This window comes from Streptomyces sp. NPDC026301 (assembly GCF_055567935.1).
The window spans coordinates 50,998-75,442 of record NZ_JBVHPN010000009.1; the positions used below are offsets into that span (position 1 = coordinate 50,998).

The following is a 24,445-nucleotide window of genomic DNA, read 5'->3' on the forward strand; positions in this document are numbered from 1 at the left end:
GGCCGTCCGAGGCCCTTGTTCGGCGGCGCGGGCGGGCGTCCGTACGGGGAGCGTTCCTCCGCACCCCGGATTACCGCCCGCGCCGGACAGTATGGTGGTGCGCGCCGCCGAGCCGCCCAAGCACGTCGATGACGAGCGGCGGAGCCAACCGGGAGATCCTGCTTTGAGTCGTGAATCTGACAGTTCGTCCTCCGGGCCCCAGGGGCGCGGCGCTGCCGCCTACCCCTCGGGGACCCCGCCGTACGGAACCCGCCAGGGCGACGCCGACGAGGCGGTAGCAGCGCGGCCGGAGGAGCCCAAGACCGAGACCACGCTGACCACCCGCATCAAGATCAACATTCCGGGATCGCGGCCGATCCCGCCGGTCGTGGTGCGCAAGCCGGTCGGCGAGGACACCGCTGCGAACGGCGCCGACGGGGCCGGTGGCGGCCGCGCCGGCACCGGCCGGAACGCCGAGCGCACGGGCAGTACGCCGCGGCCCCGGCCGCAGGCCGCGCCGCCCGCGCCCGCCGCGTCCGCCGAGAACGCGCCCGAGGACCGGAAGGAGCCCGCGCCCCCGCCCGGTACCAGCGACTGGTTCGCGCCGCGCCGGTCCAAGCGCCCGGCGGCCGGCCAGGCCCCCGCTGCGCAGGGCGGCACCCCGCCCGCCGGCGGCCAGGGCTCCGGTACGGGGCAGTTCCCGCAGCGCCCGGCGGGCGGTGGCCGCCCCGGGCAGCCCGCGCCCGGCCAGGACTCCGTCCTGCCGTACTTCTCCGACGGCCCGGCCGCGCCCGGTGGCGGCGGCCCGGCGGGCCCCGGAGGCACCGCGCCCGGTACGCCCGGCCCGTCGGGGCCGACGACCGGCCCGGCCAGCGGCGACCTCTCCTTCCCGGGCGCGGGGCCCGGGGGCGACTTCCCCGGGGCCGGTTCCGGGAGCGACTTCCCGGGCGCCGGTCGCGGGGGCGACGGCGGTCGGCCGCGCTCCGGGCTGGAGGCGCTGGCGGCGGGCGAGACGCTGCCCCCGTCGGGGCCCGCCGGGCCCTCCGGGCTCACCGGTGAGCGGCCCGGTGGCGGGCTCTCCGGCGCCGGCGAGTGGCCGGGCGGCGAGTGGCCCGGCGGCGCGCTCACCGGCGGCGCGACCCCGCCGCCCCGGAGCGATGACACCGCTGAGCTGACCCCGCAGCCGGGCCCGTCCGCGGGCGCCGTGGGGCCGGTCACCGGCACGGACGGCCGCACCTCCAGCGACACGCTCGTCAGCGGCATCCCCACGGTGTCCGCCGACGGCGCGGCGCCGAAGGGAGGCGCTTCGAAGGGAGCCGCTTCGAAGGGCGCGGGCCACCCGGGCCCCTCCGACGCGTCCGCGGCGCCGAAGCCCCCGCAGCGCGCGAAGATCCCCGAGCCGATCAACCCGCGCAAGAAGGGCCGCAACAAGCTCGTCCTCGCGCTCGGCGGCATCGTCGTGCTCGCGGGCGTCGCCTACGGAGCCGGGCTGCTGCTGGACCACTCCGACGTGCCAGGCGGCACCACCGCGCTCGGCGTGGACATCGGCGGCACGACCAAGGAACAGGCCGTCGAGAAGCTCGACGCGGCCCTGAAGGACACCAGGACAGCGCCGCTGAAGCTGACCGTCGACGGACAGCCGCAGACCCTGCTGCCCGCCAAGGCGGGCCTGGACATCGACACCCAGGCCACCGTCCGGGGCGCGGCGGGCCGCGACTACAACCCGGTCTCGGTCATCGGCTCGCTCTTCGGCGGCGCCCGTACGGCCGAGCCCTCGATGATCGTCGACGACGAGAAGCTGGACATCGCCCTGAAGGCGGTGGCGGGCGAGCAGGGCGCGGCCAAGGACGGTGGCATAGTGTTCGCCGCCGGCAAGGCCGTCCCGCACTACGGCAAGCCGTACAAGTCGATCGACGTCGCGGCCGCCAAGCAGGAGGTCACGCAGGCGTACCAGGACCGGCTCGCCGGCACCGAGGGGCAGCCCGTCGCCCTGAAGACCAGCATGCAGCGGCCGACGGTCCCGGACGCCGAGGTGAACCGCGCCCTGAAGGAGTTCGCCAAGCCGGCGATGTCCGGGCTGATCACGGTGCGGACGGACGCCCAGCACACGGTGTCCTTCAGCCCCGAGAAGTCGATCCCGAAGTTCCTCTCCATGAAGCCCGTCAACGGCAAACTGGTGGAGTACTACGACCGGCCCGCCCTGAAGTCCCTCTACGGCGACACCTTCAAGGGCGTCATGGTCACCAAGGGCGACGGCTCGAAGAAGCCGGTCAGCGTCGAGGAGGTCGCGGGCGCCGTCAGCCAGGCGCTGCGCGGCGCCACCCCGGCCCAGCGGGTCGTCACCATCCCGACGAACCCGAGCTGACCCGCGGCGACGACGACGGAGACAGCCCCCACGGCACGCCCGTGGGGGCTGTCCCATGACATCTGTCATCCCGGACCCACGACACACGGCACTGCCGCGGCGACGGGTCGGTCGGCCACGCTGGATGCCATGACGACCACAGCAACCACCGCAGCCGCCACCGGCCACAGCGCCGGCCGGCCGCCCGTGGTCAGTTTCACGGGGGTCAGCAAGAGTTACGGCCGCGTCCGCGCCGTCTCCGACCTCACCCTGGAGCTGCACCCGGGCGAGACCGTCGCCCTCCTCGGGCCGAACGGCGCCGGCAAGTCCACCACCCTCGACCTCCTCCTCGGCCTCCGCGGCCCCGACACCGGATCGGTGTCCCTCTTCGGCACCGGCCCGCAGCAGGCCATCGCCGCCGGCAAGGTCGGCGCCATGCTGCAGAGCGGCGGCCTCATGGAGGGCGTCACCGTCCGCGAGCTGGTCGGGCTCGCCTGCGACCTGCACCCCGCCGCGCACCCCGTCGACCAGGTCATGGCCACCGCGGGGCTCACCGCCATCGCCGACCGCCTGGTCGACAAGCTCTCCGGCGGCCAGGAGCAGCGGGTCCGCTTCGCGCTGGCCACCGCCGGCGCCAGCGAGCTGATCGTGCTGGACGAGCCGACCACCGGCATGGACGTCTCCGCGCGGCAGACGTTCTGGGGCGCCATGCGCGAGCAGGCGAGCCAGGGCCGCACGGTGCTGTTCGCCACCCACTACCTCGAAGAGGCCGACGAGATCGCCGACCGGGTGATCGTGCTGCACCGCGGCCGGGTGCTCGCCGACGGCACCGCCGCCGAGATCAAGGCGCGCGCCGGGGCCCGCCGGATCAGCTTCGACCTCGACGGGCCGGCCGACCGGGACGCGCTGCGCGGCCTGCCGTCCCTCACCGCCCTGGAGACCTCCGGGCGCACGGTGCGCCTCCAGTCCGCCGACGCCGACGCGACGGTCCACGCGCTGTACGGCCTCGGGCTGTATCCGCGCAATCTGGAGGTCACCGGGCTCGGCCTGGAGCAGGCGTTCATCGCGATCACCACGGCTTCCGACGCACGCGCGGACGCCGGCACGCCCGAGGAGTCCGCACGATGACCACCCTGATCACGCTGGAGATCCGCCGCACCCTGCGGAACAAGAAGTTCATGTTCTTCTCGGTGCTCTACCCACCGGTGCTGTACTTGATCATCGCCGGCGGCGCCGACAGCAAGCCGCTCCCCGGCACGACGCTGAACATGGGCATGTACTACATGGTGGCCATGGCCGCGTTCGGCGCCATGACCGCCGTTCTGCTCGGCAGCAGCGAGCGGATAGCCAAGGAGCGCGAGCAGGGCTGGGTGCGGCAGCTGCGGCTGACCGCGCTGCCCGGCCGCGGCTACGTCACCGCGAAGATCGCCGCCGCGGCCACCGTCAGCCTGCCCTCCATCGTCCTCGTCCTGATCATCGGCGCCGTGGTCAAGGGCGTCCGCCTGGAGGCGTGGCAGTGGGCCGCCATCGCGATCGGCACCTGGCTCGGCAGCTTCGTCTTCGCCGCGCTCGGCGTCGCCATCGGCTACCTCGCCACCGGTGACGCGGTCCGGCCGATATCGATGCTGGTCTACTTCGTGCTGTCCTTCGCCGGCGGCCTGTGGATGCCGCTGACCATCCTTCCCCAGTGGGTGCAGAACATCGCGGAGTGGATACCGACCCACGCATACGCGGCGCTGGGCACGGCCGTCGAGGGCGGCAGCGCGCCGCACGCCAAGGACGTCGCCATCCTGGTGGGGTACCTGCTGATATTCGCCGGCCTGGCGGCCTGGCTGTACCGCAAGGACACTCGGAAGGCGTGAGGGCGGCGGGATGCCGGTGAGGAAAGTACGCGGGCGTCGGTGCGGAGGGCCCCGGGCGCGGGTGAGGAGAGAGAAGGCATGAGGGCGTGGAAGCGGACGGGATGACGCGGGCCGGCGGGCGGCCCGGGGCAGCGGGGCAGGCGCCCCGTTTCTCCGTGACCATCGGCCAGGCCCCGGTCACCCGCCGCGAGGCACTCGCGAAGGCCGTGTGGGTGCTGGTCTGGCTGGCCTACCTGGGCGGCCCGGTGGGCCAGCTGGCCGGCGGCCGGATGACCGTTCCCCAGCGGACCTTCGGCATCCTCGGACTGCTCGCCTTCTGCGGCGTCTACTGCTTCCTGCTCTTCCGCAAGCTCATGCACGGCAGGCTCACCCGCGGCGGGCCGGTCCACGACGAGCTGCCGCCGCGCCTGCAGTACGCGGCGCTGGCGGTGCTCGCGGCGCTCGCCGTGCCGCTGGCGCTCTGGCTCGGCCCGAACTGGCTGGTGCTCTTCGCGTACGTCGGGATGGCCTGCGCCGCGGTGCTGCCGTGGAAGTGGTCCCGCTGGGCCGTCCCCGCGGTCACCGCCGTGATCGTGCTGATCGGCTGGCGCTGGGGGAACATCCGCGTCTACCTGGCCGGTTACGCCCTTCCGGCGCTGCTCGGCGGGTTCGCGATGGTCGGCATCCAGCAGCTGATCCGTACGACGAACGAGCTGCGGGAGGCGCGGGAGGAGGTGGCCCGGCTCGCCGCCGAGGAGGAGCGGCTGCGGCTCGCCCGCGATCTGCACGACCTCCTCGGGCACTCGCTCTCCCTGATCACGCTCAAGAGCGAGCTGGCGGGCCGGATGCTGCCGGACCGGCCCGACGACGCGGCCCGCCAGGTCGCCGACATCGAGCAGGTCGGCCGGCAGGCGCTGGTGGACGTCCGCGAGGCGGTCACCGGCTTCCGCCGCCCCCGGCTCGCCGTCGAACTGGCCGGGGCCCGCGCCGCGCTCCGTACGGCCGGGATCACCGCGGAGGTCGACCCGGCCCTGGAGGAGTTCCGCGACCGGGCCCGGGGCCGGGCCGACGGGCCGTCCCCGAGCCCGGACGCGGAGGGCGCGCTCGCCTGGGCGCTGCGCGAGGCGGTCACCAACGTCGTACGGCACAGCGGCGCGGGCCGGTGCGAGCTGCTGCTGAGCGAGGAGTGGGAGGCGGACGAGCGGCGTCTGCTGTGCCTGACCGTGCTGGACGACGGCGTCGGCCCGCCGCGCGCCCTCGCCCACGGGAACGGCCTGCGCGGCCTCCACGAGCGCCTCGCCCCGGCCGACGGCCGACTGGAAACGGGCCCGTCCCCCCACGGCAACGGCTTCGCCCTCCGGGCGTACGTACCACTGGGGCCACAGCCGGCCAAGGCGCCGCACGAGAGCGGGCAGGAGCCCAGCCGGTAGGCCATGCCCAGCCGGTGGGACGGGTACGGCCGGTGGGACGGGCACGGCCGGTGGGACGGGTACGGCCGGTGGGGCGGTACGGCCCGTTGGAGGGGGTGAGGGGAGGGGGAGGGGCGGGGGCGGGGGGAGAGAAGGGCCGAGGCGGGCGCCCGGCCTCGAAAGCGCCGATATGGTGCAGGCATGATCAGAGTGCTGCTCGCCGAGGACCAGTCGATGGTCCGGGAAGCGCTGGCCGCGCTGCTGGGGCTGGAGCCGGACCTGGAGGTGGTCGCGCAGGCCGCGCGCGGGGACGAGGTCGTCGGTGCGGCCAGGGAGCACGCCGTGGACGTGGCGCTGCTGGACATCGAGATGCCCGGCATGACCGGCCTGGACGCCGCGGCGGAGCTGCGCGCCGCGCTCCCCGACGTCAGGATCGTCATCCTGACCACCTTCGGCAGGCCCGGGTACCTGCGCCGCGCGATGGAGTCCGGCGCGGACGCCTTCCTGGTCAAGGACGCCCCCGCGGCCCGGCTCGCGGACGCGGTGCGCGGCGTGCTGCGCGGCGAGCGGATCATCGACCCGGCGCTGGCCGCAGCCGCCCTCGCCGACGGCGCGAGCCCGCTCACCGACCGGGAGAGCGACGTGCTGCGTGCCGCGGCCGGCGGCACCACGAACGCCGAGATCGCGCAGGCGCTGCACCTCTCCCAGGGCACCGTCCGCAACTACCTCTCCACCGCCATCCAGAAGACCGGCGCCCGCAACCGCGCCGAGGCCGCCCGCACGGCCCGCGACAAGGGCTGGCTCTAGCGCGCCGCACCGCGCCCGTAGACGGGACCTTCGCCCCTGTAGGGCGGCGGTCGGCGGGCGCATGCTGGACAGTGCTATGCCTTTCACGCGTCTGAAGCACTCCGGCCGCCGGAGAGCACTGCTCCTGATCGCCGTGGTGGTCCTGCTCGCGCTGGCGGACTGGGCCACGGGCCCGCAGGTGCGCATCATCTCCTTCGCCGGTGTCGTGCCCATGTTCGCCGCGCTGCGCTGCTCCGCCCGCTGGACCGCCGCGGTGACGGTCACGTTCGTCGCCGCGAGCGCCTGGATCTACTCGCTCAACTTCGTCGACTGGACCGTGTCCGGCTCCCTCGTGGGGATCGTCGGCACTCTCGTGGTCGCCGCGTTCGCCCTGGGGCTGTGCCACAACCGGCGGCGGCGCGACGAGGTGTACTCCCGTACCCGGCTGGTCGCCGACGAGGTGCAGCGGGCCATGCTGCACGAACTGCCGCTGCGCGCCGGTCCGTACGGCGTCGCGGGCTTCTACGTCTCCGCCCTGGAGGGCGCCCGGGTCGGCGGCGACATCTACGAGGCGGTCGAGACGCCGTACGGCACCCGCCTGGTCATCGGTGACGTGCAGGGCAAGGGCATGCCCGCGATCGGCGCCGGCCACGAAGCGCTGGCGTCCTTCCGCGAGGCCGCGCACTACGAAGAGACGCTGGAGGGGGTCGCCGAACGCATGGAGGCGTCCCTGAAGCGCCACAACGCCCGTGCGGTCGCGCAGGGCGGCAAGGAGCGCTTCGTGACGGCGCTGCTCATGGAGGTCAGCCCCGAGGGACGCGGCCGCTCGCTGTCCTGCGGCCACATCCCGTACTACGTCGTCCGCGGCGACTCTCTCACCGAGCGCGACGAGGGCCACTGGCTGCCGCTCGGCCTGGGCGACCTGACCGGCGAACGGCGCCGGGCCTACGGCACGTGGCCGCTGGACGAGGACTGGGCCGTGCTGTGCACCGACGGCGTGACCGAGGCACGCGGCCGGGACGGCACGTTCTACCCGCTGAGCGAGCGGCTGGCCGGCTGGACCGGGCTCGGCCCGGCCGAGCTGGCGACGGCCCTCCGCGCCGACCTGGAGGACTTCACGGGCGGGGTGCTGAGGGACGACGCGACGGTACTGGTCGTCCGGCGCAGCCCGGACAGCGCCCCGCTGCGGCCGGCGGCGGGCGCCCCGGAGGCCGGCCGCGCACATGCCCGGACGGACACCCCGGCGGCCCCGGCCCGTACGGTCGGCCGACGCACCCGTACGGTCGGCCGACGCACCCGTACGGTCGGCTGACGCACCCGCACCGGGCGCAGCCCCGCGCCCGGCCCGCGCCGCTCTCCCCGCGCCGATCGCCCGTATCACTCTCACCGCGTCGCCCCGCACCGACCTCCTCGCGCCGATCTCCCCGTGCCGCCCTCAGTTCAGCATCGCCCGGGCCGCCGCCGCCTGTCGGCGGACCGTTTCGGCGGCCGTCGGGTCCACCGTCTCCACCACCGTCGCGTACTCCTCCAGCTCCGCCGCGCCGCGCAGGAAGTCGCCCCGTTCCACCAGCACCTTGGCGTGCTCGTGCCGCAGCCGCGCCGGATGGCTCGGCAGCAGCAGCGACAGCTCGATCGCCCACAGCCGTACGTCGCTGCGCTCGGGGCGGGCCGCCGCCCAGGCCCTGATGTTGTTCAGGATGCGCAGCACGGTCTCCAGGGGGTCGGCGGGCGCCAGCATCTGCGGCGTCAGCGGCTCGCCGGTCGCGCCCGCCACCAGCAGCCCGGCGTCCTCGTCGGTCAGGACGCGCCCGCCGTCGAACGGGTCCACCAGCACGTGTGCGCCGTACGGGTCGCCGAACCCGACGACGTAGTGCCCGGGCAGCGCCACGCCGTACACCGGTGCCCCGGCCCGCCGCGCGACCTCCGTCCACACCACGGACAGCAGGATCGGCAGCCCGCGGCGGCGCCGCAGTACCTCGTGGAGCAGCGAGGACTCCAGCCGCTGGTAGTCGGCGGGCAGGCCGTGGAAGCCGCAGCGGTGGCCGAGCAGCTCGGCGACGTTACGGGCCCAGGCGCGTGGCCCACCGGCCGGCTGGTACGGCAGCAGCCCTGCCAGCCGGTCCAGCTCGATCTGCGTGGCGTCCAGGGCGTGCTCGTCCAGCCCCGGATCGGCCTCCGCGGCCAGCAGCAGGCACAGCAGTGACAGGTCGGGGCGCTTCTCGCGCGCGGCCGCGGCGAACCGTTCCCGCCGTGCGGCGGCGTCGCGGCCGGGTTCGGGGTCGGGGTGCATGTCAGGTCCGTACCCGTTCAGCGGGGGCCGTCCTGCGGGGCGCGCCGGTAGTGGTAGTGGTGATGGTCGGTGAAGCCGAGGCCGTCGTACAGCGCCCGGGCCCCGTCGTTGTCCGCCTCGACCTGGAGGTATGCCGCCGAGGCGCCCTCCTGAAGCGCCCGCTCGGCGAGCGCGGCCATCACCAGCGTGGCCAGGCCCTGCCGGCGGTGGTCCGGGGCGACCTCCAGGGCCGCGAAGCCCGCCCAGCGGCCGTCGACCACCACCCGCCCGATGGCGGCGGGCCCGTCCTCGCCGGGCACTGTCGCGAACCACACCGACGGCCCACCGGTCAGCACCTTCGCCGCCTCGGGCGGCGCGTCGGCGCTCCGGTTGTACACCGCCGTCCAGCCGGCGTCCGGCTCCCGGGACAGCCGCACCCGGCCGGTGTCCGCTTCGGTGTCGGCGAGCGGGGCCAGGGCCCCGACGCGTACGACCGTGTGCCGTTCGGCCGCCCAGCCACGCTGCTCCAGCTCCGCGGCGAGCAGCTCGTCACTGCCGGCCGCGCCGGTGGTCACGACGACGTACGGGGGGAGGCCGCGGGCTGCGTACCAGGCGCGGACGCGGTCCAGCGCGGCGTCCAGCGGGATCCCGGGGTCGCCGAGGGGAAGTACCGAATTGGCCCGCCGCGTGAACCCGGCGGCGGCTCGGAGAGTCCACTCCCCGAGCCGTTCCGTCTCGACAGCCGGCCAGCCGCGCGCGGCCACCTCCGTGAGCTCCCGCGCGCTCGTCGCGGGGCCTCTCCGGCGGGCGGGCGCGGCGGGCACGACCTTGCCCGCGACCAGCGTGCTCTCCATGATCCGCACCTCCTCACCGGTCCGTCGTGTGATGCTCAGCACACCATCGTCCCACGATGTGAGAACGCCGACCGTGTCGGTGAATCGCTCCGTGGACGTGCCGGGCTCGGCCAGCCTGCGTACCGATACCCTTTTCCCCACGTCAGCAGGGGTGATGGCGACCTCCAGTCGTCCGCCCGTGGTGAATTCCACAGCTGTGCCCGCCCCTCTTGTTCGTCTCGTGCCCGGGACCGGAGATACTAGGTGCGGGCATCGACGACGCCGCGCTCCCGCGCGCCCTGAGGCGGCCGCCCCAAAGACGGTCCGCCGGCCCTAACGAGGAGGAACGACAGCGTGACCTACGTCATCGCGCAGCCTTGTGTCGACGTCAAGGACAAGGCGTGCATCGAGGAGTGCCCGGTCGACTGCATCTACGAGGGCTCCCGGTCCTTGTACATCCACCCGGACGAATGCGTCGACTGTGGCGCCTGTGAGCCGGTATGTCCGGTCGAGGCCATCTTCTACGAGGATGACACCCCGGAGGAGTGGAAGGACTACTACAAGGCGAACGTCGAGTTCTTCGACGAGCTGGGCTCGCCCGGTGGTGCGTCGAAGCTGGGCCTGATCGAAAAGGACCACCCCTTCATCGCCGCCCTGCCGCCGCAGAACCAGTAAGCGGCGGGCCACAGCGTCGCTCCGGTCCCGTACGGCCTGCACCGCCGTACGGGACCGAGCCGTTCCCCGACACGTACGAAAGAAGAGCAACGTGGGCGCAGTATCCGCACGCCTCCCTGTCTTTCCCTGGGACCGGCTGGAGCCCTACAAGGCGACGGCCGCCGCGCATGCCGACGGCATCGTGGACCTGTCCGTGGGGACCCCGGTCGACCCGGTGCCGCCGCTGATCCAGAAGGCGCTCGCCGACGCGTCGGACAGCCCGGGCTATCCGACCGTGTGGGGCACGCCGGCGCTGCGCGACGCGCTCACCGGCTGGGCCGGCCGCCGGCTCGGCGCGCCCGGCCTGGAGCACACCAACGTCCTGCCCGTCGTCGGCTCCAAGGAGCTGGTGGCCTGGCTGCCCACCCAGCTCGGCCTGGGCGCCGGCGACAAGGTCGGCTACCCGCGCCTGGCGTACCCGACGTACGAGGTCGGCGCGCGGCTGGCGGGCGCCGAGCCGGTCGTCTACGACGACCCCACGGAGCTGGACCCCACCGGCCTGAAGCTGCTGTGGCTCAACTCCCCGTCCAACCCCACCGGGCGGGTGCTGAGCGCCGACGAGCTGCGCCGCACGGTCGCCTGGGCCCGCGAGCACGGCGTACTGATCTTCAGCGACGAGTGCTACCTGGAGCTGGGCTGGGAGGCCGACCCGGTCTCCGTGCTGCACCCGGAGGTCAACGGCGGTTCGTACGACGGCATCGTCGCCGTGCACTCGCTCTCCAAGCGCTCCAACCTGGCGGGCTACCGCGCGGCCTTCCTCGTCGGTGACGCGGCGGTCCTCGGCGAGCTGCTGCAGATCCGCAAGCACGGCGGCATGATGGTCGCGGCGCCCGTGCAGGCCGCCACGATCGCGGCGCTGGGCGACACCGAGCACGTCGCCGAGCAGCGCGAGCGCTACGCCCGCCGCCGTACCGCGCTGCGCGCCGCCTTCGAGGCCGCGGGCTTCCGCATCGAGCACAGCGAGGCGTCGCTGTACCTGTGGGCGACCCGCGACGAGCCCTGCTGGGACACCGTCGGCGACCTCTCCAAGCGCGGCATCCTCGTGGCGCCGGGCGACTTCTACGGCCCGGCGGGGGAGCGGTTCGTGCGGATCGCGTTCACGGCCACCGATGAGCGGGTGGACGCGGCGGTCCGCCGGCTCGCCGAGTAGCGCATCGGCATCGCACGCGAAGGGGCCTCGGGAGCGACTGCTCCCGAGGCCCCTTCGCGCGTTCGGCGGGGGACTCAGCCGCCCAGGCCGCCCAGGCCGCCGAGCAGGCTCGTGACCGGCAGGCCGCCCAGGCTGTCGGTCGGCAGGCCCTTGGTCACCGGCAGCTGCCCGAGCAGCTCGCCGGCGGGCAGCTGCTCCGCGAGCGGCAGGTCCTTGGTGAGTCCCTCGGTGGGCAGCGACCGGGTGGTCTCGCCGACGGCGTCCTTGGTGTCGCCCGTGACGTGACCGGTGGTCTTCTTGGCGGTGGGGGTGAGCTTGCGCAGCGTCTCGTTGCCGGTCCGGCCGGCCTCCGGGACGGCCTCCTTCACGGCCTCACCGGCGACCGGGCCGGCGACGGCGCTGGTGTTCTCCAGGGCGTTGCCGGCGGTTTCGGTGACGCTCGACGGGTCCACCTTGGTCAGTCCACCCAGGTCGGCGGCCTTGGGCAGGTCCACGGCGCTCGCGGAGCCGGCGGCGCCGACCACGGGAGCTGCGCCCGCTGCGACCAGCAGCGCGGCCCGGGCGATCCGACGCGTAAGGGGGAGGGACATGGTGCTCCTTTGACGGAGAGGGACTTGTTCTTCTGTACAGACGTGCGGTGCCCGCCGGGCGGCGGCAGTCGACTGCCGGGCGGACGCAGTGAATACCGCGCCAGAGCCCCGAAGGTTGCGGTGCGCCCCGGTAAAGAATTGGTAACGCATCGCATTATCTGCTTCGGATGAAAGTGGGCGAAATTCGTACGTCCGGAGGAGGTGAAAGAACGTCACACCTCTTCTGCCCCAAGGAAGTTACGGGTCAGCGGCAGGGGTGAGGAAAATGCCGGGAATTGTCGACCTGGATTGACGCCATTCCCACTGTCGAGGGAATACCCGGACTACTGCGCGGTGGTGATCCGAACATCCGTCGGCGAAGTGCCGCCGGAATCGCCGGACACCTTCTGCCAGCCCTTCCCGGAATCCGCCGCGGTCCACCGGCGATCACCGTAAGAGATGCGTTCGATGCGCAACTCCGACGCGTGCGCCACCGCCCAGGCCGCCAGCTGCCAGCCGCGCTGCCGCGCCGCCGTGTCCGCGCCGGCCGTCACCGGCACCACGAGCGTCCGGCCGGCCGCCGCCCGGTCGGCCGTGACGGCCCGCGGCAGCACCTCGGGCCCGAACTCCCGCACCAGCTTCTCGCGCACCTGCGCCGTGCCGCCCGGCGCGTCCTCGGCCGGCCGGCTCTCCGCACAGCTCAGCGCCGCGGGCGCGCGCCCGGTCAGCGCGCCGGTCAGCAGCGATGCGTTCGCCTCGTGCTTGGCGTACGCCTGCGGATACCCGCTGCGCTGCACCTTCTGGGCCGCGACGGTCAGCGGCAGCCGGGAGTACCCGGGGACCTGCACCAGGTGCTTGTAGAACTCACCGGAGGCGTAGACCGGGTCCATGATCTGCTCGGCCGTGCCCCAGTCCTGGGAGGGCCGCTGCTGGAAGAGGCCGACGGAGTCGCGGTCCCCGTACTCGATGTTGCGCAGCCCCGACTCCTGCATGGCCGTCGCGAGCGCGATCGTCACCGCGCGCTCCGGCAGCCCGCGTGAGGCGCCCACGGCGGAGATCGTCGCGGCGTTCGCCGCCTGCTCCGGTGAGAGCTCGTACGGATCGCCGCCGCCCTCCGGCTGCACCGTGCAGCGCGGCGCACCGGGGCCGCCGGTCACGTACTGCACGACGAGGTACCCCGCGAGCCCGAGCAGCACGGCAAAAGCCGCGAACAGGCGTATGAGGCGCTTGCGGCGGACGGGGGCACGCTGGGGACGGCGAAGCACGCGCAATACGGTACTGGAGCGCACGGGCGGCCCCCTGCGGACCTCCGGGTGCGCACCGCCGCGCGCAACAGGGGCGCAACCGGCGACGGGTAGGGTCGGGACCATGGAACGCCCCGCGCAGACCCCCGTACTCGACCTGTCGCTCGACGCCGCGCAGCTGACCGCCGCGCTGGTGGACGTCCCGTCCGTCAGCCGGGACGAGAAAGCCCTCGCGGACGCCGTCGAGACCGCTCTGCGCGCGCTCCCGCACCTGACCGTGGACCGCGACGGCGACACCATCGTGGCCCGTACGAACCTCGGCCGCGCCGAGCGGGTCGTGCTCGCCGGCCACCTCGACACCGTGCCGATCGCGGACAACGTCCCCTCCCGGCTGGACGAGAACGGCGTCCTGTGGGGCTGCGGCACCTCCGACATGAAGTCCGGCGTCGCCGTCCAGCTGCGCGTCGCCGCCACGGTGCCCGAGCCCAACCGCGACCTGACCTTCGTGTTCTACGAGGCCGAGGAGATCGCCGCCGAGCACAACGGCCTGAAGCGGATCGCCGAAGAGCACCCGGACTGGCTGGCGGGCGACTTCGCCGTCCTCCTGGAGCCGTCCGGCAATCAGGTCGAGGGCGGCTGCCAGGGCACCCTGCGGGTCCTGCTGCGCACCGCGGGCGAGCGGGCCCACTCCGCGCGCAGCTGGATGGGGTCCAACGCCATCCACGCCGCGGCCCCGATCCTGGAGCGGCTGGCCTCGTACGAGCCGCGCCGGGCCGTCATCGACGGCCTGGAGTACCGCGAGGGCCTGAACGCCGTCCGCATCGAGGGCGGCGTCGCGGGCAACGTCATCCCGGACGAGTGCACGGTCACGGTCAACTTCCGTTACGCGCCCGACCGCAGCGGCGAGGAGGCGCTCGCCCACGTGCGCGAGGTCTTCGCGGACTGCGACATCGTCGAGTGGACGGTCGACGACCACTCCACCGCCGCGCTGCCCGGCCTCTCGCACCCCGCCGCCAAGGCGTTCATCGAGGCGGTCGGCGGTACCCCGATGCCCAAGTTCGGCTGGACGGACGTCTCCCGCTTCTCCGCGCTCGGCGTTCCGGCGGTCAACTACGGCCCCGGGGACGCCCTGCTGGCCCACAAGCGCGACGAGCACGTCGTCGCCGCGCACGTGATCCAGTGCGAGGAGCGGCTGCGGGCCTGGCTGGCCGGCTGAGCCGCGTCCCACGGGTCCGGAAATGTGGTGACCGGGGTTCCGGTGACCTGCAGTGGCCTGCGCGGGTAAGGGTTCACCGGAGCGCTGCGCGGCGGCCGGGGCCACCGTCAGACCGAATTCCGCCGCTCGTCACCTTTGTGCACATACGCTTTACCGGCAACGATCTGTCTTCCGCCCAGGCGGGAGACCCTGCGGAGGGAGCACACCATGGCCGATCCTGAGGCAGCCGAGCGCGAAACCCTGGCAGCCGAGCGCGATCAGCAGCGACTCGGCCCGGTACTGCGCCGCCGCGACCAGGTGCGAGCAGGCACCACCGATCAGCGGCTGCTGGACTCCGAAGGCCCCTCCGAGTGGGTGCACACCGACCCCTGGCGCGTGATGCGCATCCAGTCGGAGTTCGTCGAGGGCTTCGGGGCGCTCGCCGAACTGGGCCCGGCGATCAGCGTCTTCGGCTCGGCCCGCACGCCCCGTGACTCGCCCGAGTACGAGACGGGCGTCGGCCTGGGCCGGGCGCTGGTCGAGGCCGGCTTCTCGGTGATCACCGGGGGCGGCCCCGGCGCCATGGAGGCCGCCAACAGGGGCGCGAGCGAGGCGGGCGGCACGTCCGTCGGGCTGGGCATCGAGCTGCCCTTCGAACAGGGCATGAACGAGTACGTCAACCTCGGCGTGGACTTCCGGTACTTCTTCGTGCGCAAGACCTGCTTCGTGAAGTACGCGCGCGGCTTCGTCGTGCTGCCCGGCGGCCTCGGCACGCTGGACGAGCTCTTCGAAGCGCTCACCCTCGTGCAGACCCGTAAGGTCACGCGCTTCCCCATCGTGCTCTTCGGTACGGAGTACTGGGGCGGCCTGGTGGACTGGCTGCGCGGCACCCTCATCGACCAGGGCAAGGCGTCCCTGCGCGACCTGGACCTCTTCCACCTCAGCGACGACGTGGACGAGGCGGTCGCGCTGGTCACGAAGGAAGTGGGACCCGGGCCCTCCCGGTGAGGACGGCGCGGCCCCGGTGAGGCGGCGCGCGGCCCCCGGGTCCTCCGGGGCCGCGGCCCGTCTCAGGCCAGTCCGCGGCGGGTCGCCGCCGGGGGACGGTGCCCGGCGATGGAGGCCACCATGTCCAGCACCTGCCGGGTCTCGGCGACCTCGTGGACGCGGTAGACCCGGGCGCCGAGCCACGCCGAGACCGCGGTCGTGGCGAGGGTGCCCAGCACCCGCTCCTTGACCGGCTTGTCCAGCGTCTCGCCGACGAAGTCCTTGTTGGACAGCGACACCAGCACCGGCCATCCGGTGTCCGTCATCTCGCCGAGCCGGCGCGTGGCCTCCAGGCTGTGCCGGGTGTTCTTCCCGAAGTCGTGCCCCGGGTCGATCATGATCCCGTCGCGCCGTACGCCCAGCTCCACGGCGCGCTCCGCGAGCCCGACGGTGACGTCCAGGATGTCGGCCATCACGTCCTCGTACGTGGTCCGGTGCGGCCGGGTGCGCGGCTCCACGCCGCCCGCGTGCGTGCACACCAGGCCCGCGCCGTACCGGGCCGCGACCTCGGCGAGCTTCGGGTCCACGCCGCCCCACGCGTCGTTGAGCAGGTCGGCACCGGCCTCGCAGACCGCCTCGCCGACCTCGTGCCGCCAGGTGTCGACGCTGATCACCACGTCCGGGTGGCGCCTGCGGACCTCGGCCACGAAGCCGACCGTGCGCCGCGCCTCCTCCTCGGCGGTGACCTCCTCGCCGGGCCCGGCCTTGACCCCGCCGATGTCGATGATCGCCGCGCCCTCCGCGACCGCCTGCTCCACGCGGGCGAGCGCGGGCTCGTCCCGGAACGTGGCGCCCCGGTCGTAGAAGGAGTCCGGCGTACGGTTCACGATCGCCATGATCACCGGCTCGTGCACGCCGAACTCGCGATTCCCCAGCCGCAGCATTTCCCTACTCCCTCATGGTCGTCCGCCAGTGACCTTAACTGTCAGAGGCACATGGCACGATCAATGGACGACGGACAGCGTGGGGAGATGGTCGTGTTCTGGTTCTTGCTCATCGCGTTGGTCGCGGTGGTCGCCGTGGTCACGCTCGCCGTGATCGGTGGCGGTGACGGCGGCGCGCTGCGGGAGGCCGAGCCCGAGCGGCTGCACGATCCGCTGCCCGCCGACCGCCCCTGCACCCGGGCCGACGTGGAGGAGGTCCGGCTGCCGCCCGCGCTGCGCGGGTACCGCATGACGGACGTGGACGACGTACTGGACCGCCTCGGCGCCGAGCTGGCCGAGCGGGACGCCCGGATCGCCGAGCTGGAGGCGGCCCTCGCGGGGGCGCACGCGGCGGCGATGGGCGACCGGGGCCCGGTGGCGGACGCGGGCCCGGCGACGCCGGGGGAGGGCGCCGACCTGCCTGACGGGATACGGTCCGCCGACCCGCGCGAGACCCCCGAGGGCGGTGCGACCGCATGAGCGGCGTCCTGACCGAGCCGGACGGCGTGCCGCGCTGCCCCTGGGGCATGGCGGCCGAATCGATGGCGGACTACCGCACGTATCACGACACCGAGTGGGGCCGCCCGGTCCACGGGGACGACGCGCTCTTCGAGCGGATGTCCCTGGAGGCGTTCCAGTCGGGCCTGTCCTGGATCACGATCCTGCGCCGCCGGGAGGGCTTCCGCGCGGCCTTCGCGGGCTTCCGGATCGCCGAGGTTGCGCGGTTCACGGAGGAGGACGCGCAGCGACTGCTCGCCGACCCGGGCATCATCCGCAACCGCCTCAAGATCTCCGCGACGCTCGCCAACGCCCGGCTCGCCGCGCAGCTGGCGCCCGGCGAGCTGGACGCCCTGATCTGGTCGTACGCCCCGGACCGCGCGGCCCGCGCGGCGCCCCGCAGCGCCGCGGACGTCCCGCCGGTCACCCCCGAGTCGACCGCGCTCGCCAAGGACCTCAAGAAGCGCGGCTTCCGCTTCGTCGGCCCGACGACGGCGTACGCGATGATGCAGGCGTGCGGGCTGGTCAACGACCACCTGGCCGACTGCCACGTACGCGCGGAGACGGAGGCGGCGCAGACGGCGGCGTAGGCCCCCGCGCGGGGCCGGACAGGCCCGGTGCGGGGCCCGGGCCGGGCGGGCCCGGACAGGCCCCGTACGGGCGTCACCGCCCGACGAACTTCGGCTTCTCCTTCTTCACGAACGCCTCCACCGCGATCACGTGGTCCTCCGAGGCGCCGGCCCGCGTCTGCAGCTCGTCCTCCTTGGCGAGGGTCTCGGTCAGCGAGTGGTCGGTGCCGTACGCCAGCGACTCCTTGATCGCGGCGTATGCGGCGGTCGGCCCCTGCGCCAGCCGCAGCGCGAGCGCGCGGGCCTCCGAGGCCAGCTCCGCCGCCGGTACGACCTTGTTCGCGATGCCCAGCTCGTACGCCTCCTGGGCGCTGATGCTGCGCGGGAAGAGCAGCAGATCGGCGGCGCGGCCGTGGCCGATCAGCCGCGGCAGCGTCCAGGACATGCCGGAGTCGGCGGTCAGCGCGACGCCCGCGAAGGAGGTGTTGAAGGAGGCGGAGTCGGCGACGAGGCGGTAGTCCGCCGCCATCGCGAAGCCCGCGCCGGCCCCGGCCGCGACCCCGTTCACCGCCGCCACCACCGGCTTCGCCATGCCGGTGAGCGCCTCGACGATGGGGTTGTAGTGCTCGCGCACGGTGCTCATCGTGGAGCCCTCGCCGCTCGCGCGGTCCTTCTCCAGTGAGCCGATGTGCTCCTTGAGGTCCTGCCCGACGCAGAAGGCGCGGCCCGTCGCGGTCAGCAGGACGGCGCGGACGGCGGGGTCGGCCGCGGCCTCGCGCACGGCGTCACGGAGGGCGATCTTGGTCTCGGTGTCGAGCGCGTTCATCGCGTCGGGTCGGTTGAGCGTGAGCGTGGCAACGCCGTCGGTGACGTCGTAGAGCACGGTATCGGCCATGGTGGGATCCCCTCCGTCGCGGCTCGGACTGCGGAAACAAGTGCAGCCGGCGATCAGGATGCCGGAGATCATCGGCGCTGTGGTGTGACGTACATCAAAGAAAGACAGTCCACCGCGTAGTGGCAGGTGGCGCAGTATCGCAGGTGACTCCCCGAATTGGGTGGTTTTGCGAATGTACGTTGCCGAAGGGATGCCCGCTGATGTTGGTCATCGGGTCCTGCGATGCGGGATAATGACATGGAAGCAATGTGTTCGATGCCGGTGACGCGTGCCCCTCTCCAGAGGGCCGTCGGCTGACGATGAGCTGGTTTCAGGAAGGGGAACGAGCATGGCGGCCATGAAGCCGCGGACGGGCGACGGCCCGCTCGAGGTGACCAAGGAGGGGCGGGGCATCGTCATGCGCGTTCCGCTCGAAGGCGGCGGTCGGCTCGTCGTCGAGCTGACTCCGGACGAAGCCAAGGCTCTCGGCGAGGCCCTCGACAAGGTCTGCGTCTGACGCGGGCGGAGCCTCACTGAATGTCCGGCCCCGGTGGACGGTGCGTATGCGATACGCGCCCGGCCCCGGGGCCGTGTCGTACCCCGGGTGCAGCGGCGGACGGAGAAATACGCGTCCGTGTGTACGCGCGTTGACGTATCGATTCTCAGCCCTGGCGTACGCGCTCTCGCCCGCTCGCACCCTACGCACCCTTGCTCGGCGGCGGTGCAGGGGCCCTCGGCGGCGTCCCCTCAGGTGCGCTTGACCGCGCACAGCAGGCCGTCGCCCACCGGCAGCAGCGACGGCACCAGGTGCACGCTCTCGCGAATGGACCGCAGGAGCTCCCGCAGCCGCTGTATTTCCGCAGGCTGCACGCCGGAGTCGACGGTCCGGCCATCGGCGAAGATGCCCTCGAAGCAGACCACCCCGCCGGGGCGCAGCAGGCGCAACGATTCAGCGAGGTACTCGGCGTACTCCATGCGGTCGCCGTCGCAGAAGACCAGGTCATAGCCGCCGTCGGCGAGCCGCGGCAGGACCTCCAGGGCGCCGCCGGGGATGAAGCGGGCGCGGTTGCCGGCGAAGCCGGCGGCGCGGAACGCCTGCCGGGCGAACTGCTGCCGCTCCGGTTCCAGGTCGACGGTGGTCAGCACGCCGTCGGCGCGCATGCCGTGCAGGAGGTAGATGCCGGAGACGCCGGTGCCGGTGCCGATCTCCGCGACGGCCTTGGCGTCCGCGGTCGCGGCGAGCAGGCTGAGGGCCGATCCGGTGCCGGTCGAGACCGTGCGGATGCCGGCTTCCCGGGCCCGGTCGCGGGACCAGTGCAGGGCGGCGTCGGCCGTGTCGTCGATGGTCCCGGCGCCGTATGCCTCGGCGAATGCCAAGCTCGTCTGCCGGTTGCCGGTAATGGCCCTCTCCTGTCCCCGTAGTTGACGCAACCGTGACTGTATCCGCTGAGTGCGGGAACCCGCAGATGGGACCGGGCGTTGAAGGGGAACAGGGGGGATGCGCAGGTGAAGACGGAAGAGAACCGCAAGCCGGACCAAATGCAGGTCAAAACTGCTTATCCGGAGCTAACGGGTGAGGTGGATATGGTAGGGGCTCTACTGGACACCACCAGAGCCACCAGGGGAGGTGCGGCTGCGGCGGGTGACCGAAGAACGCTTCTGCGCTTTCGTAGGTCCGCCGGCGAGCCGAAATCCGTGACCAACAATGCTGACCGTGCCCGCGCGAACGACTCCGCACCCACCGCGACCTTCGCCGCCGATGCGGAATCGCAGGCGTGGACTCCGCCCAGTTGGGAGGAGATCGTCAGCACCCACAGTGCTCGTGTGTACCGCCTCGCCTACCGCCTGACGGGAAACCAGCACGATGCCGAGGACCTCACCCAGGAGGTCTTCGTCCGCGTCTTCCGTTCGCTCTCGACGTACACCCCCGGGACGTTCGAGGGCTGGCTGCACCGCATCACGACCAATCTCTTCCTGGACATGGTCCGCCGCCGGCAGCGGATCCGCTTCGACGCGCTGGGCGACGACGCCGCCGAGCGGCTGCCCAGCCGCGAGCCGTCGCCGCAGCAGCACTTCAACGACACCCACTTCGACGCCGACGTGCAGCAGGCGCTGGACACCCTCGCGCCCGAGTTCCGCGCCGCCGTCGTCCTGTGCGACATCGAGGGCCTGTCGTACGAGGAGATCGCCGCGACCCTCGGCGTGAAGCTCGGCACGGTCCGCAGCCGTATCCACCGCGGCCGCTCCCACCTGCGCAAGGCGCTCAAGCACCGCTCCCCGGCGGCGCGCGCCGAGGAGCGGGAGCGCGAGCAGCGGCAGCGCGCGTTCGCGCCCCTGACGACAGGGGAGGTCGGAATCGCGTGAGCGGTAGCGGCGGTCAGTCCCCCGCTGAGCAGCATCTCGGCGACCGCCTCGCGGCTCTGGTCGACGGGGAGTTGGGGCACGATCAGCGTGAGCGGGTGCTCGCGCACCTCGCCACGTGCGGGAAGTGCAAGGCCGAGGCGGACGCCCAGCGGGAGCTGAAGAACGTCTTCGCCGGAATGGCTCCGCCGGGGCCCTCCGAAGGGCTGCTGGCCCGGCTCCAGGGGCTGCCCGGGGGTGATCCCGGCGCGCCCGCCGGCCGGCTCGGTGAGGGCGGCCTCGGGCGCGGTGCGTTCGGCCGGGGCGGACTGGACGGCGGCGGCTTCGGCCGCGGCGGCATGTCCTTCGCGTACGCGCCCTCGGGCGCGCACGCGGTTCCGGGGATGCTCCCGCAGCGGGCGGAGCGCGGCTTCCCGGTGCACGGGCGGGCCGGCGCGCGGCCGGGCGCGGGTGCCGGTGCGGCCCCCGGCGCGGGCTCGCCCCGGCGGCGGTTCGCATTCGCCGCGGCGGGCGCGGTCTCCCTGGCGGCCTTCGCGCTCAGCGGCGCGCTGCCGCTGGAGGCGGCGGTCGACACGGCCGCGGGGCGCGGCGGGGGCGCGAACAGCCCGCTGACGGCCTCGCCGGCGGCGGAAGCGAGCAGCGCCGTGGGGCGTGAGCGGCCGGGTGCGGGGCGTGGGTCCCGGGACCGGGACGCGCTGCTCGGCGCCTTGCAGGGCCGGTCCACGCCGGCCGCGGCGTCGGCGGAGTTCTATCCCGCGGCGGCCTCCCTCCCGGTCACCTACGGTTCCCCCTTGGCCGGCGACGGCAGCGCGCGCCTGAGCCCCCTGATAGCCCCCGGCTCGTCCGGTCCTTCCGGGTCCGGTGCGGCGGTCTCCGGGCTCGGCACGGACGGAGGCACGGGCGCCGTTGCGGGGACGTCGGCGGGTGCCTCGCACGGGCTCCCCGGCGCGGGGACCGGAGCCGGCGGCGGTACGGACGGCTCGGCGGGCCCGTCCGGGCGCGGCCCGCTGCCCTCGGCGCTCGCCTCCCCGGCCTCGACGGGCACGCCGTATCCGGCGGCGCCGCTGCCTCCGCTGGAGCCGAAGCGGCCGCTGCTGACCCGGAGCGCCTCGGCAGCTCCCTGACATAGCGTCAGGCCGCGCGCCGGCCTCCGCCGTCACCAGGGCCCGACAGCCACCGGGCCCTGCGCGCGCCCGCCGCGAACCTGGTTGAATCGCGGCAGGGCCGCGTATCGCGCCATCAGCACGCCCAGGGGGGCGCGCGGCTCCGCACGCGGGCGAACTGTGGGGAGAACATGAACGAGGGCACGGCCTCCGGGCCCCACCACGAGGACCGTTCCGACGCGACCACCGGCCGCCGGGCCGAAGCGCCGCGGCCGTCTCCGGCGCCCGGCGCGGCACCCGGGCCGGCACCTTCGGAAACGCCGGACGAAACGATCATGCCGCAGCCGCAGCCGCAGCCGCAGCCGCAGCCGCAGCCGCAGCCGCAGCCGCAGCCGCAGCCGCAGCCGCAGCCGCAGCCGCAGCCGCAGCCGCGCTCGGCCGCGCCCGCGGACGACGCCGAGCCCCCGCGCGACCCCGCGCGGCCGCTGCATCCCGAGGACCCGTACGGCACGCCTCCGTACGGCGGTCCCGGCCCGTGGGCCCCGGCGCCGCCCGTGCAGCGTCCGGTACCGACGCCGCCCCGGGGCGTCACCGTCCCGACCCCGCTCCCGCCCCCACCGGCCGCGCCCGCACCGGCACCGGCCGGCCCGCAGCCGTACCCCCAGGCGCCCGCCCCCACGACCCCGCAGGCGTCCGCCCCTGCCGTCCCCACGGCCCCCGTACCGGCCGCGGCGCCCCTGCCTCCGCACCAGGACCACCCCCACCCCCACCCCGGATCGGGCGGCCCGTGGGAGCGGTACGACCCCTGGGCGGTGCCGCCCGCCGCGGACGCGCCGGTGCCGGAGGGCCGCAGGCGCGGGCGCGGGCGGATCGTCGTGGGCGCCGTCGCGCTCGCGTTGGTGGCGGGCGGCGTGGGCGGCGGCGTCGGCGCGTACATGGAGCGCGACGGCGGCGTCGGCGACGTCCGGCTGCCGCAGGTCTCCGGGGAGCAGTCCGGCCGCGCCCCGGACAGCGTGGCGGGCATCGCGCGTGCCGCGCTGCCCGGCGTCGTCACGCTGCACGTGCGCGGCGGCGGCGAGGAAGGCACCGGCACCGGCTTCGTACTGGACCGCCGCGGCCATCTCCTGACGAACAACCACGTCGTCGAGGCCGGCGGCGCGGACGGCGAGATCTCCGTCACGTTCAGCGGTGGCTCCACCGCCACCGGCCGCGTCGTGGGCCGGGACAGCGGCTACGACCTCGCCGTCGTCAAGGTCGACGGCGTCGGCGACCTCAAGCCGCTCACCCTCGGCGACTCCGACGACGTACGCGTCGGCGACCCCGTCGTGGCGATCGGCGCGCCCTTCGACCTCGCCAACACCGTCACCGCCGGCATCATCAGCGCCAAGCAGCGCCCCATCACCGCGGGCGGCGAGAGCGGCGACGGCAGCGACGTCAGCTACGTCGACGCGCTGCAGACCGACGCGCCGATCAACCCGGGGAACTCCGGCGGGCCGCTCGTCGACGGCCGGGCGCACGTGATCGGCATCAACAGCGCCATCCGCGCGGCCGGCAGCGGCGACAGCCTCGGCGGCGAGCAGGGCGGCAGCATAGGGCTGGGCTTCGCGATACCGATCAACCAGGGCAAACGCGTCGCCGAAGAGCTGATCAACACCGGCCGGGCGACGCATCCGGTGATCGGCGTGACGCTGGACATGGGGTACTCGGGGGACGGCGCCCGGGTCAGCGCCAAGAGCCGGGGCGGCGGCGCGGCGGTCACGCCCGGCGGGCCCGGCGCGCGGGCCGGCATCAAGGCGGGCGACCTGATCACGGAGGTGGACGGCGGTCCCGTGCACAGCGGTGAGGAGCTGATCATCAAGATCCGCAGCCACCGCCCCGGGGACCGGCTGAAGCTGAGAGTCGAGCGGGACGGCAGCCCGCGCACGGTCGAGATCACCCTCGGCTCGTCCACCGACCAGAGCTGACCGGTACCTGGATGGTCCCTGACCGGCCTCTGGATGAACCCTGGCCGATACCTGACCGCCGGCGACCGGAACCGCCGGCACCCCCGGATGCCTCGATCGTTTGCACGGTGTTGGGGCGGGTGACTCCCGTTGGACGGCCGGGGCCAGGTACCGTGATAGTCGGCCTGGCCGGTAGGCCGCAGGATGGGCCGCGGACGGATCAAGGAGCTGCCAGGTGTTCTTCGACATAGGACCCCTCGAGCTGGTCGCGCTCGTGATCCTCGCGGTACTGATCTTCGGCCCGGACAAGCTGCCGAAGGTGATCCAGGACGTGACGGGATTCATCCGCAAGGTGCGGCAGTTCTCCGACAGCGCCAAGGAAGACATCCGCTCGGAGCTGGGCCCCGAGTTCAAGGACTTCGAGTTCGAGGACCTGAACCCGAAGAACTTCGTACGCAAGCACGTCCTGGAGAAGGACGAGTACGGCCTCCAGGAGATCCGCAACGGCTTCGACGTGAAGCAGGAGATGGCCGAGGTCACGGAGGCCGTCCGGGGCAACGGCGACGGCGGCGGTGGCGTCCGGCACAGCCTCACCAAGGAGTCCCCGGACGCCGCGAGCGGCACGTCCGACCGGTTGACCAAGCGCGAGGCCCCCGCCGCGGAGGACCGTCCGCCTTTCGACGCCGACGCCACCTGATACGTCCGTATGTCCGGCTGTGTTGACGCGTATGGCTATGCTCCCCGTGTCCGGGGTGAGGTCGCCTGAGGGGGGCGGGCCGCCCACGACGCAGGGC

General features: G+C 73.8%; 24 protein-coding genes. 17 read left to right on the plus strand and 7 right to left on the minus strand.

Annotated elements, in window-relative coordinates:
* Nucleotides 1-163: 163 nt before the first annotated feature.
* The 6 genes from ACZ4MH_RS17365 to ACZ4MH_RS17390 all read left to right on the plus strand — a co-directional run bounded on the left by ACZ4MH_RS17365 (nucleotide 164) and on the right by ACZ4MH_RS17390 (nucleotide 7,671).
* Nucleotides 164-2,344, plus strand: a complete 2,181-nt coding sequence (locus ACZ4MH_RS17365; protein ID WP_467754549.1) for a hypothetical protein — start codon at nucleotides 164-166, stop codon at nucleotides 2,342-2,344.
* Nucleotides 2,345-2,473: 129 nt separating this feature from the next.
* Nucleotides 2,474-3,451 carry an ABC transporter ATP-binding protein gene (locus ACZ4MH_RS17370; protein ID WP_351599390.1) on the plus strand — a complete coding sequence of 326 codons (978 nt, stop codon included), beginning with the start codon at nucleotides 2,474-2,476 and terminating at the stop codon, nucleotides 3,449-3,451.
* The gene (locus tag ACZ4MH_RS17375) at nucleotides 3,448-4,185 is read left to right on the plus strand and encodes an ABC transporter permease (RefSeq protein WP_351599391.1); all 738 of its coding nucleotides are present in this window, start codon (nucleotides 3,448-3,450) and stop codon (nucleotides 4,183-4,185) included. The genes ACZ4MH_RS17370 and ACZ4MH_RS17375 overlap by 4 nt, the downstream gene beginning before the upstream one ends.
* 155 nt (nucleotides 4,186-4,340) lie before the next feature.
* Entirely contained in the window at nucleotides 4,341-5,594 is a 1,254-nt protein-coding gene (locus ACZ4MH_RS17380) for a sensor histidine kinase (RefSeq protein ID WP_351599392.1), read from the plus strand.
* A 180-nt stretch (nucleotides 5,595-5,774) separates the two neighbouring features.
* A complete protein-coding gene (locus tag ACZ4MH_RS17385; RefSeq protein ID WP_351599393.1) occupies nucleotides 5,775-6,380 on the plus strand; it encodes a response regulator transcription factor in 606 nt (201 codons plus the stop codon).
* Between the two features lie 76 nt (nucleotides 6,381-6,456).
* The gene (locus tag ACZ4MH_RS17390; RefSeq protein WP_351599394.1) at nucleotides 6,457-7,671 is read left to right on the plus strand and encodes a PP2C family protein-serine/threonine phosphatase; all 1,215 of its coding nucleotides are present in this window, start codon (nucleotides 6,457-6,459) and stop codon (nucleotides 7,669-7,671) included.
* A gap of 123 nt (nucleotides 7,672-7,794) precedes the next feature.
* Here ACZ4MH_RS17390 and ACZ4MH_RS17395 read toward each other — a convergent pair whose 3' ends face one another.
* Both ACZ4MH_RS17395 and ACZ4MH_RS17400 read right to left on the minus strand, forming a co-directional pair.
* Nucleotides 7,795-8,649, minus strand: coding sequence for a transglutaminase-like and tetratricopeptide repeat-containing protein (locus tag ACZ4MH_RS17395; protein ID WP_351599395.1), 855 nt, complete (start codon nucleotides 8,647-8,649; stop codon nucleotides 7,795-7,797).
* 17 nt (nucleotides 8,650-8,666) lie between these two features.
* Nucleotides 8,667-9,674: a GNAT family N-acetyltransferase gene (locus ACZ4MH_RS17400; RefSeq protein ID WP_351599396.1), complete on the minus strand. Its 1,008-nt coding sequence runs from the start codon at nucleotides 9,672-9,674 to the stop codon at nucleotides 8,667-8,669.
* Between the two features lie 141 nt (nucleotides 9,675-9,815).
* Between ACZ4MH_RS17400 and fdxA the strand changes: the two genes are divergently transcribed.
* Nucleotides 9,816-10,136 carry a ferredoxin gene (fdxA, locus tag ACZ4MH_RS17405; RefSeq protein ID WP_030264070.1) on the plus strand — a complete coding sequence of 107 codons (321 nt, stop codon included), beginning with the start codon at nucleotides 9,816-9,818 and terminating at the stop codon, nucleotides 10,134-10,136.
* Nucleotides 10,137-10,227: 91 nt separating this feature from the next.
* Nucleotides 10,228-11,325 (plus strand): succinyldiaminopimelate transaminase, encoded by a 1,098-nt coding sequence (dapC, locus tag ACZ4MH_RS17410; RefSeq protein ID WP_351599397.1) that lies wholly within the window; start codon nucleotides 10,228-10,230, stop codon nucleotides 11,323-11,325.
* A gap of 74 nt (nucleotides 11,326-11,399) precedes the next feature.
* Here dapC and ACZ4MH_RS17415 read toward each other — a convergent pair whose 3' ends face one another.
* Nucleotides 11,400-11,915, minus strand: coding sequence for an ATP-binding protein (locus tag ACZ4MH_RS17415; RefSeq protein WP_351599398.1), 516 nt, complete (start codon nucleotides 11,913-11,915; stop codon nucleotides 11,400-11,402).
* Between the two features lie 323 nt (nucleotides 11,916-12,238).
* Nucleotides 12,239-13,159: a VldE C-terminal domain-containing protein gene (locus ACZ4MH_RS17420; RefSeq protein ID WP_351599399.1), complete on the minus strand. Its 921-nt coding sequence runs from the start codon at nucleotides 13,157-13,159 to the stop codon at nucleotides 12,239-12,241.
* Between the two features lie 103 nt (nucleotides 13,160-13,262).
* Between ACZ4MH_RS17420 and dapE the strand changes: the two genes are divergently transcribed.
* Nucleotides 13,263-14,354 (plus strand): succinyl-diaminopimelate desuccinylase, encoded by a 1,092-nt coding sequence (gene dapE / locus ACZ4MH_RS17425; RefSeq protein ID WP_351599400.1) that lies wholly within the window; start codon nucleotides 13,263-13,265, stop codon nucleotides 14,352-14,354.
* A 207-nt stretch (nucleotides 14,355-14,561) separates the two neighbouring features.
* Nucleotides 14,562-15,341, plus strand: a complete 780-nt coding sequence (locus ACZ4MH_RS17430; protein WP_351599401.1) for an LOG family protein — start codon at nucleotides 14,562-14,564, stop codon at nucleotides 15,339-15,341.
* A 62-nt stretch (nucleotides 15,342-15,403) separates the two neighbouring features.
* Here ACZ4MH_RS17430 and folP read toward each other — a convergent pair whose 3' ends face one another.
* Nucleotides 15,404-16,264: a dihydropteroate synthase gene (gene folP / locus ACZ4MH_RS17435; RefSeq protein ID WP_351599402.1), complete on the minus strand. Its 861-nt coding sequence runs from the start codon at nucleotides 16,262-16,264 to the stop codon at nucleotides 15,404-15,406.
* A gap of 93 nt (nucleotides 16,265-16,357) precedes the next feature.
* Here folP and ACZ4MH_RS17440 point away from each other — a divergent pair, with 93 nt between their 5' ends.
* Nucleotides 16,358-16,783 (plus strand): DivIVA domain-containing protein, encoded by a 426-nt coding sequence (locus ACZ4MH_RS17440; protein ID WP_351599403.1) that lies wholly within the window; start codon nucleotides 16,358-16,360, stop codon nucleotides 16,781-16,783.
* Nucleotides 16,780-17,391 (plus strand): DNA-3-methyladenine glycosylase I, encoded by a 612-nt coding sequence (locus tag ACZ4MH_RS17445; protein WP_351599404.1) that lies wholly within the window; start codon nucleotides 16,780-16,782, stop codon nucleotides 17,389-17,391. Before ACZ4MH_RS17440 ends, ACZ4MH_RS17445 begins: the two co-directional genes overlap by 4 nt.
* Nucleotides 17,392-17,464: 73 nt before the next feature.
* Here the strand turns inward: ACZ4MH_RS17445 and chcB are convergent, their stop codons facing one another.
* Entirely contained in the window at nucleotides 17,465-18,265 is an 801-nt protein-coding gene (gene chcB, locus ACZ4MH_RS17450; RefSeq protein WP_351599405.1) for a 2-cyclohexenylcarbonyl CoA isomerase, read from the minus strand.
* Nucleotides 18,266-18,593: 328 nt separating this feature from the next.
* Between chcB and ACZ4MH_RS17455 the strand changes: the two genes are divergently transcribed.
* The gene (locus ACZ4MH_RS17455) at nucleotides 18,594-18,761 is read left to right on the plus strand and encodes a DUF3117 domain-containing protein (RefSeq protein WP_107054016.1); all 168 of its coding nucleotides are present in this window, start codon (nucleotides 18,594-18,596) and stop codon (nucleotides 18,759-18,761) included.
* A gap of 230 nt (nucleotides 18,762-18,991) precedes the next feature.
* Here the strand turns inward: ACZ4MH_RS17455 and ACZ4MH_RS17460 are convergent, their stop codons facing one another.
* Nucleotides 18,992-19,675: an O-methyltransferase gene (locus ACZ4MH_RS17460; protein ID WP_351599406.1), complete on the minus strand. Its 684-nt coding sequence runs from the start codon at nucleotides 19,673-19,675 to the stop codon at nucleotides 18,992-18,994.
* Nucleotides 19,676-19,828: 153 nt separating this feature from the next.
* On the opposite strand from ACZ4MH_RS17460, the gene sigE reads away from it, so the two are divergent.
* The 4 genes from sigE to ACZ4MH_RS17480 all read left to right on the plus strand — a co-directional run bounded on the left by sigE (nucleotide 19,829) and on the right by ACZ4MH_RS17480 (nucleotide 24,348).
* Nucleotides 19,829-20,608, plus strand: a complete 780-nt coding sequence (gene sigE / locus ACZ4MH_RS17465) for an RNA polymerase sigma factor SigE (protein ID WP_351599407.1) — start codon at nucleotides 19,829-19,831, stop codon at nucleotides 20,606-20,608.
* Entirely contained in the window at nucleotides 20,605-21,729 is a 1,125-nt protein-coding gene (locus tag ACZ4MH_RS17470; protein WP_467754550.1) for an anti-sigma factor family protein, read from the plus strand. The genes sigE and ACZ4MH_RS17470 overlap by 4 nt, the downstream gene beginning before the upstream one ends.
* A 170-nt stretch (nucleotides 21,730-21,899) precedes the next feature.
* Nucleotides 21,900-23,672: a S1C family serine protease gene (locus ACZ4MH_RS17475; RefSeq protein ID WP_467754551.1), complete on the plus strand. Its 1,773-nt coding sequence runs from the start codon at nucleotides 21,900-21,902 to the stop codon at nucleotides 23,670-23,672.
* 214 nt (nucleotides 23,673-23,886) lie between these two features.
* Nucleotides 23,887-24,348 (plus strand): sec-independent translocase, encoded by a 462-nt coding sequence (locus ACZ4MH_RS17480; protein WP_351599936.1) that lies wholly within the window; start codon nucleotides 23,887-23,889, stop codon nucleotides 24,346-24,348.
* Nucleotides 24,349-24,445 lie beyond the last annotated feature (97 nt).

Coding starts and splice junctions, on each gene's coding strand:
- ACZ4MH_RS17370 (WP_351599390.1), top strand. CDS start 2,474: ATGACGACCACAGCAACCACCGCAGCCGCCACCGGCCACAGCGCCGGC.
- ACZ4MH_RS17375 (WP_351599391.1), top strand. CDS start 3,448: ATGACCACCCTGATCACGCTGGAGATCCGCCGCACCCTGCGGAACAAG.
- ACZ4MH_RS17385 (WP_351599393.1), top strand. CDS start 5,775: ATGATCAGAGTGCTGCTCGCCGAGGACCAGTCGATGGTCCGGGAAGCG.
- ACZ4MH_RS17390 (WP_351599394.1), top strand. CDS start 6,457: ATGCCTTTCACGCGTCTGAAGCACTCCGGCCGCCGGAGAGCACTGCTC.
- ACZ4MH_RS17395 (WP_351599395.1), bottom strand. CDS start 8,649: ATGCACCCCGACCCCGAACCCGGCCGCGACGCCGCCGCACGGCGGGAA.
- ACZ4MH_RS17415 (WP_351599398.1), bottom strand. CDS start 11,915: ATGTCCCTCCCCCTTACGCGTCGGATCGCCCGGGCCGCGCTGCTGGTC.
- dapE (WP_351599400.1), top strand. CDS start 13,263: ATGGAACGCCCCGCGCAGACCCCCGTACTCGACCTGTCGCTCGACGCC.
- ACZ4MH_RS17430 (WP_351599401.1), top strand. CDS start 14,562: ATGGCCGATCCTGAGGCAGCCGAGCGCGAAACCCTGGCAGCCGAGCGC.
- folP (WP_351599402.1), bottom strand. CDS start 16,264: ATGCTGCGGCTGGGGAATCGCGAGTTCGGCGTGCACGAGCCGGTGATC.
- ACZ4MH_RS17445 (WP_351599404.1), top strand. CDS start 16,780: ATGAGCGGCGTCCTGACCGAGCCGGACGGCGTGCCGCGCTGCCCCTGG.
- chcB (WP_351599405.1), bottom strand. CDS start 18,265: ATGGCCGATACCGTGCTCTACGACGTCACCGACGGCGTTGCCACGCTC.
- ACZ4MH_RS17455 (WP_107054016.1), top strand. CDS start 18,594: ATGGCGGCCATGAAGCCGCGGACGGGCGACGGCCCGCTCGAGGTGACC.
- sigE (WP_351599407.1), top strand. CDS start 19,829: ATGGTAGGGGCTCTACTGGACACCACCAGAGCCACCAGGGGAGGTGCG.
- ACZ4MH_RS17475 (WP_467754551.1), top strand. CDS start 21,900: ATGAACGAGGGCACGGCCTCCGGGCCCCACCACGAGGACCGTTCCGAC.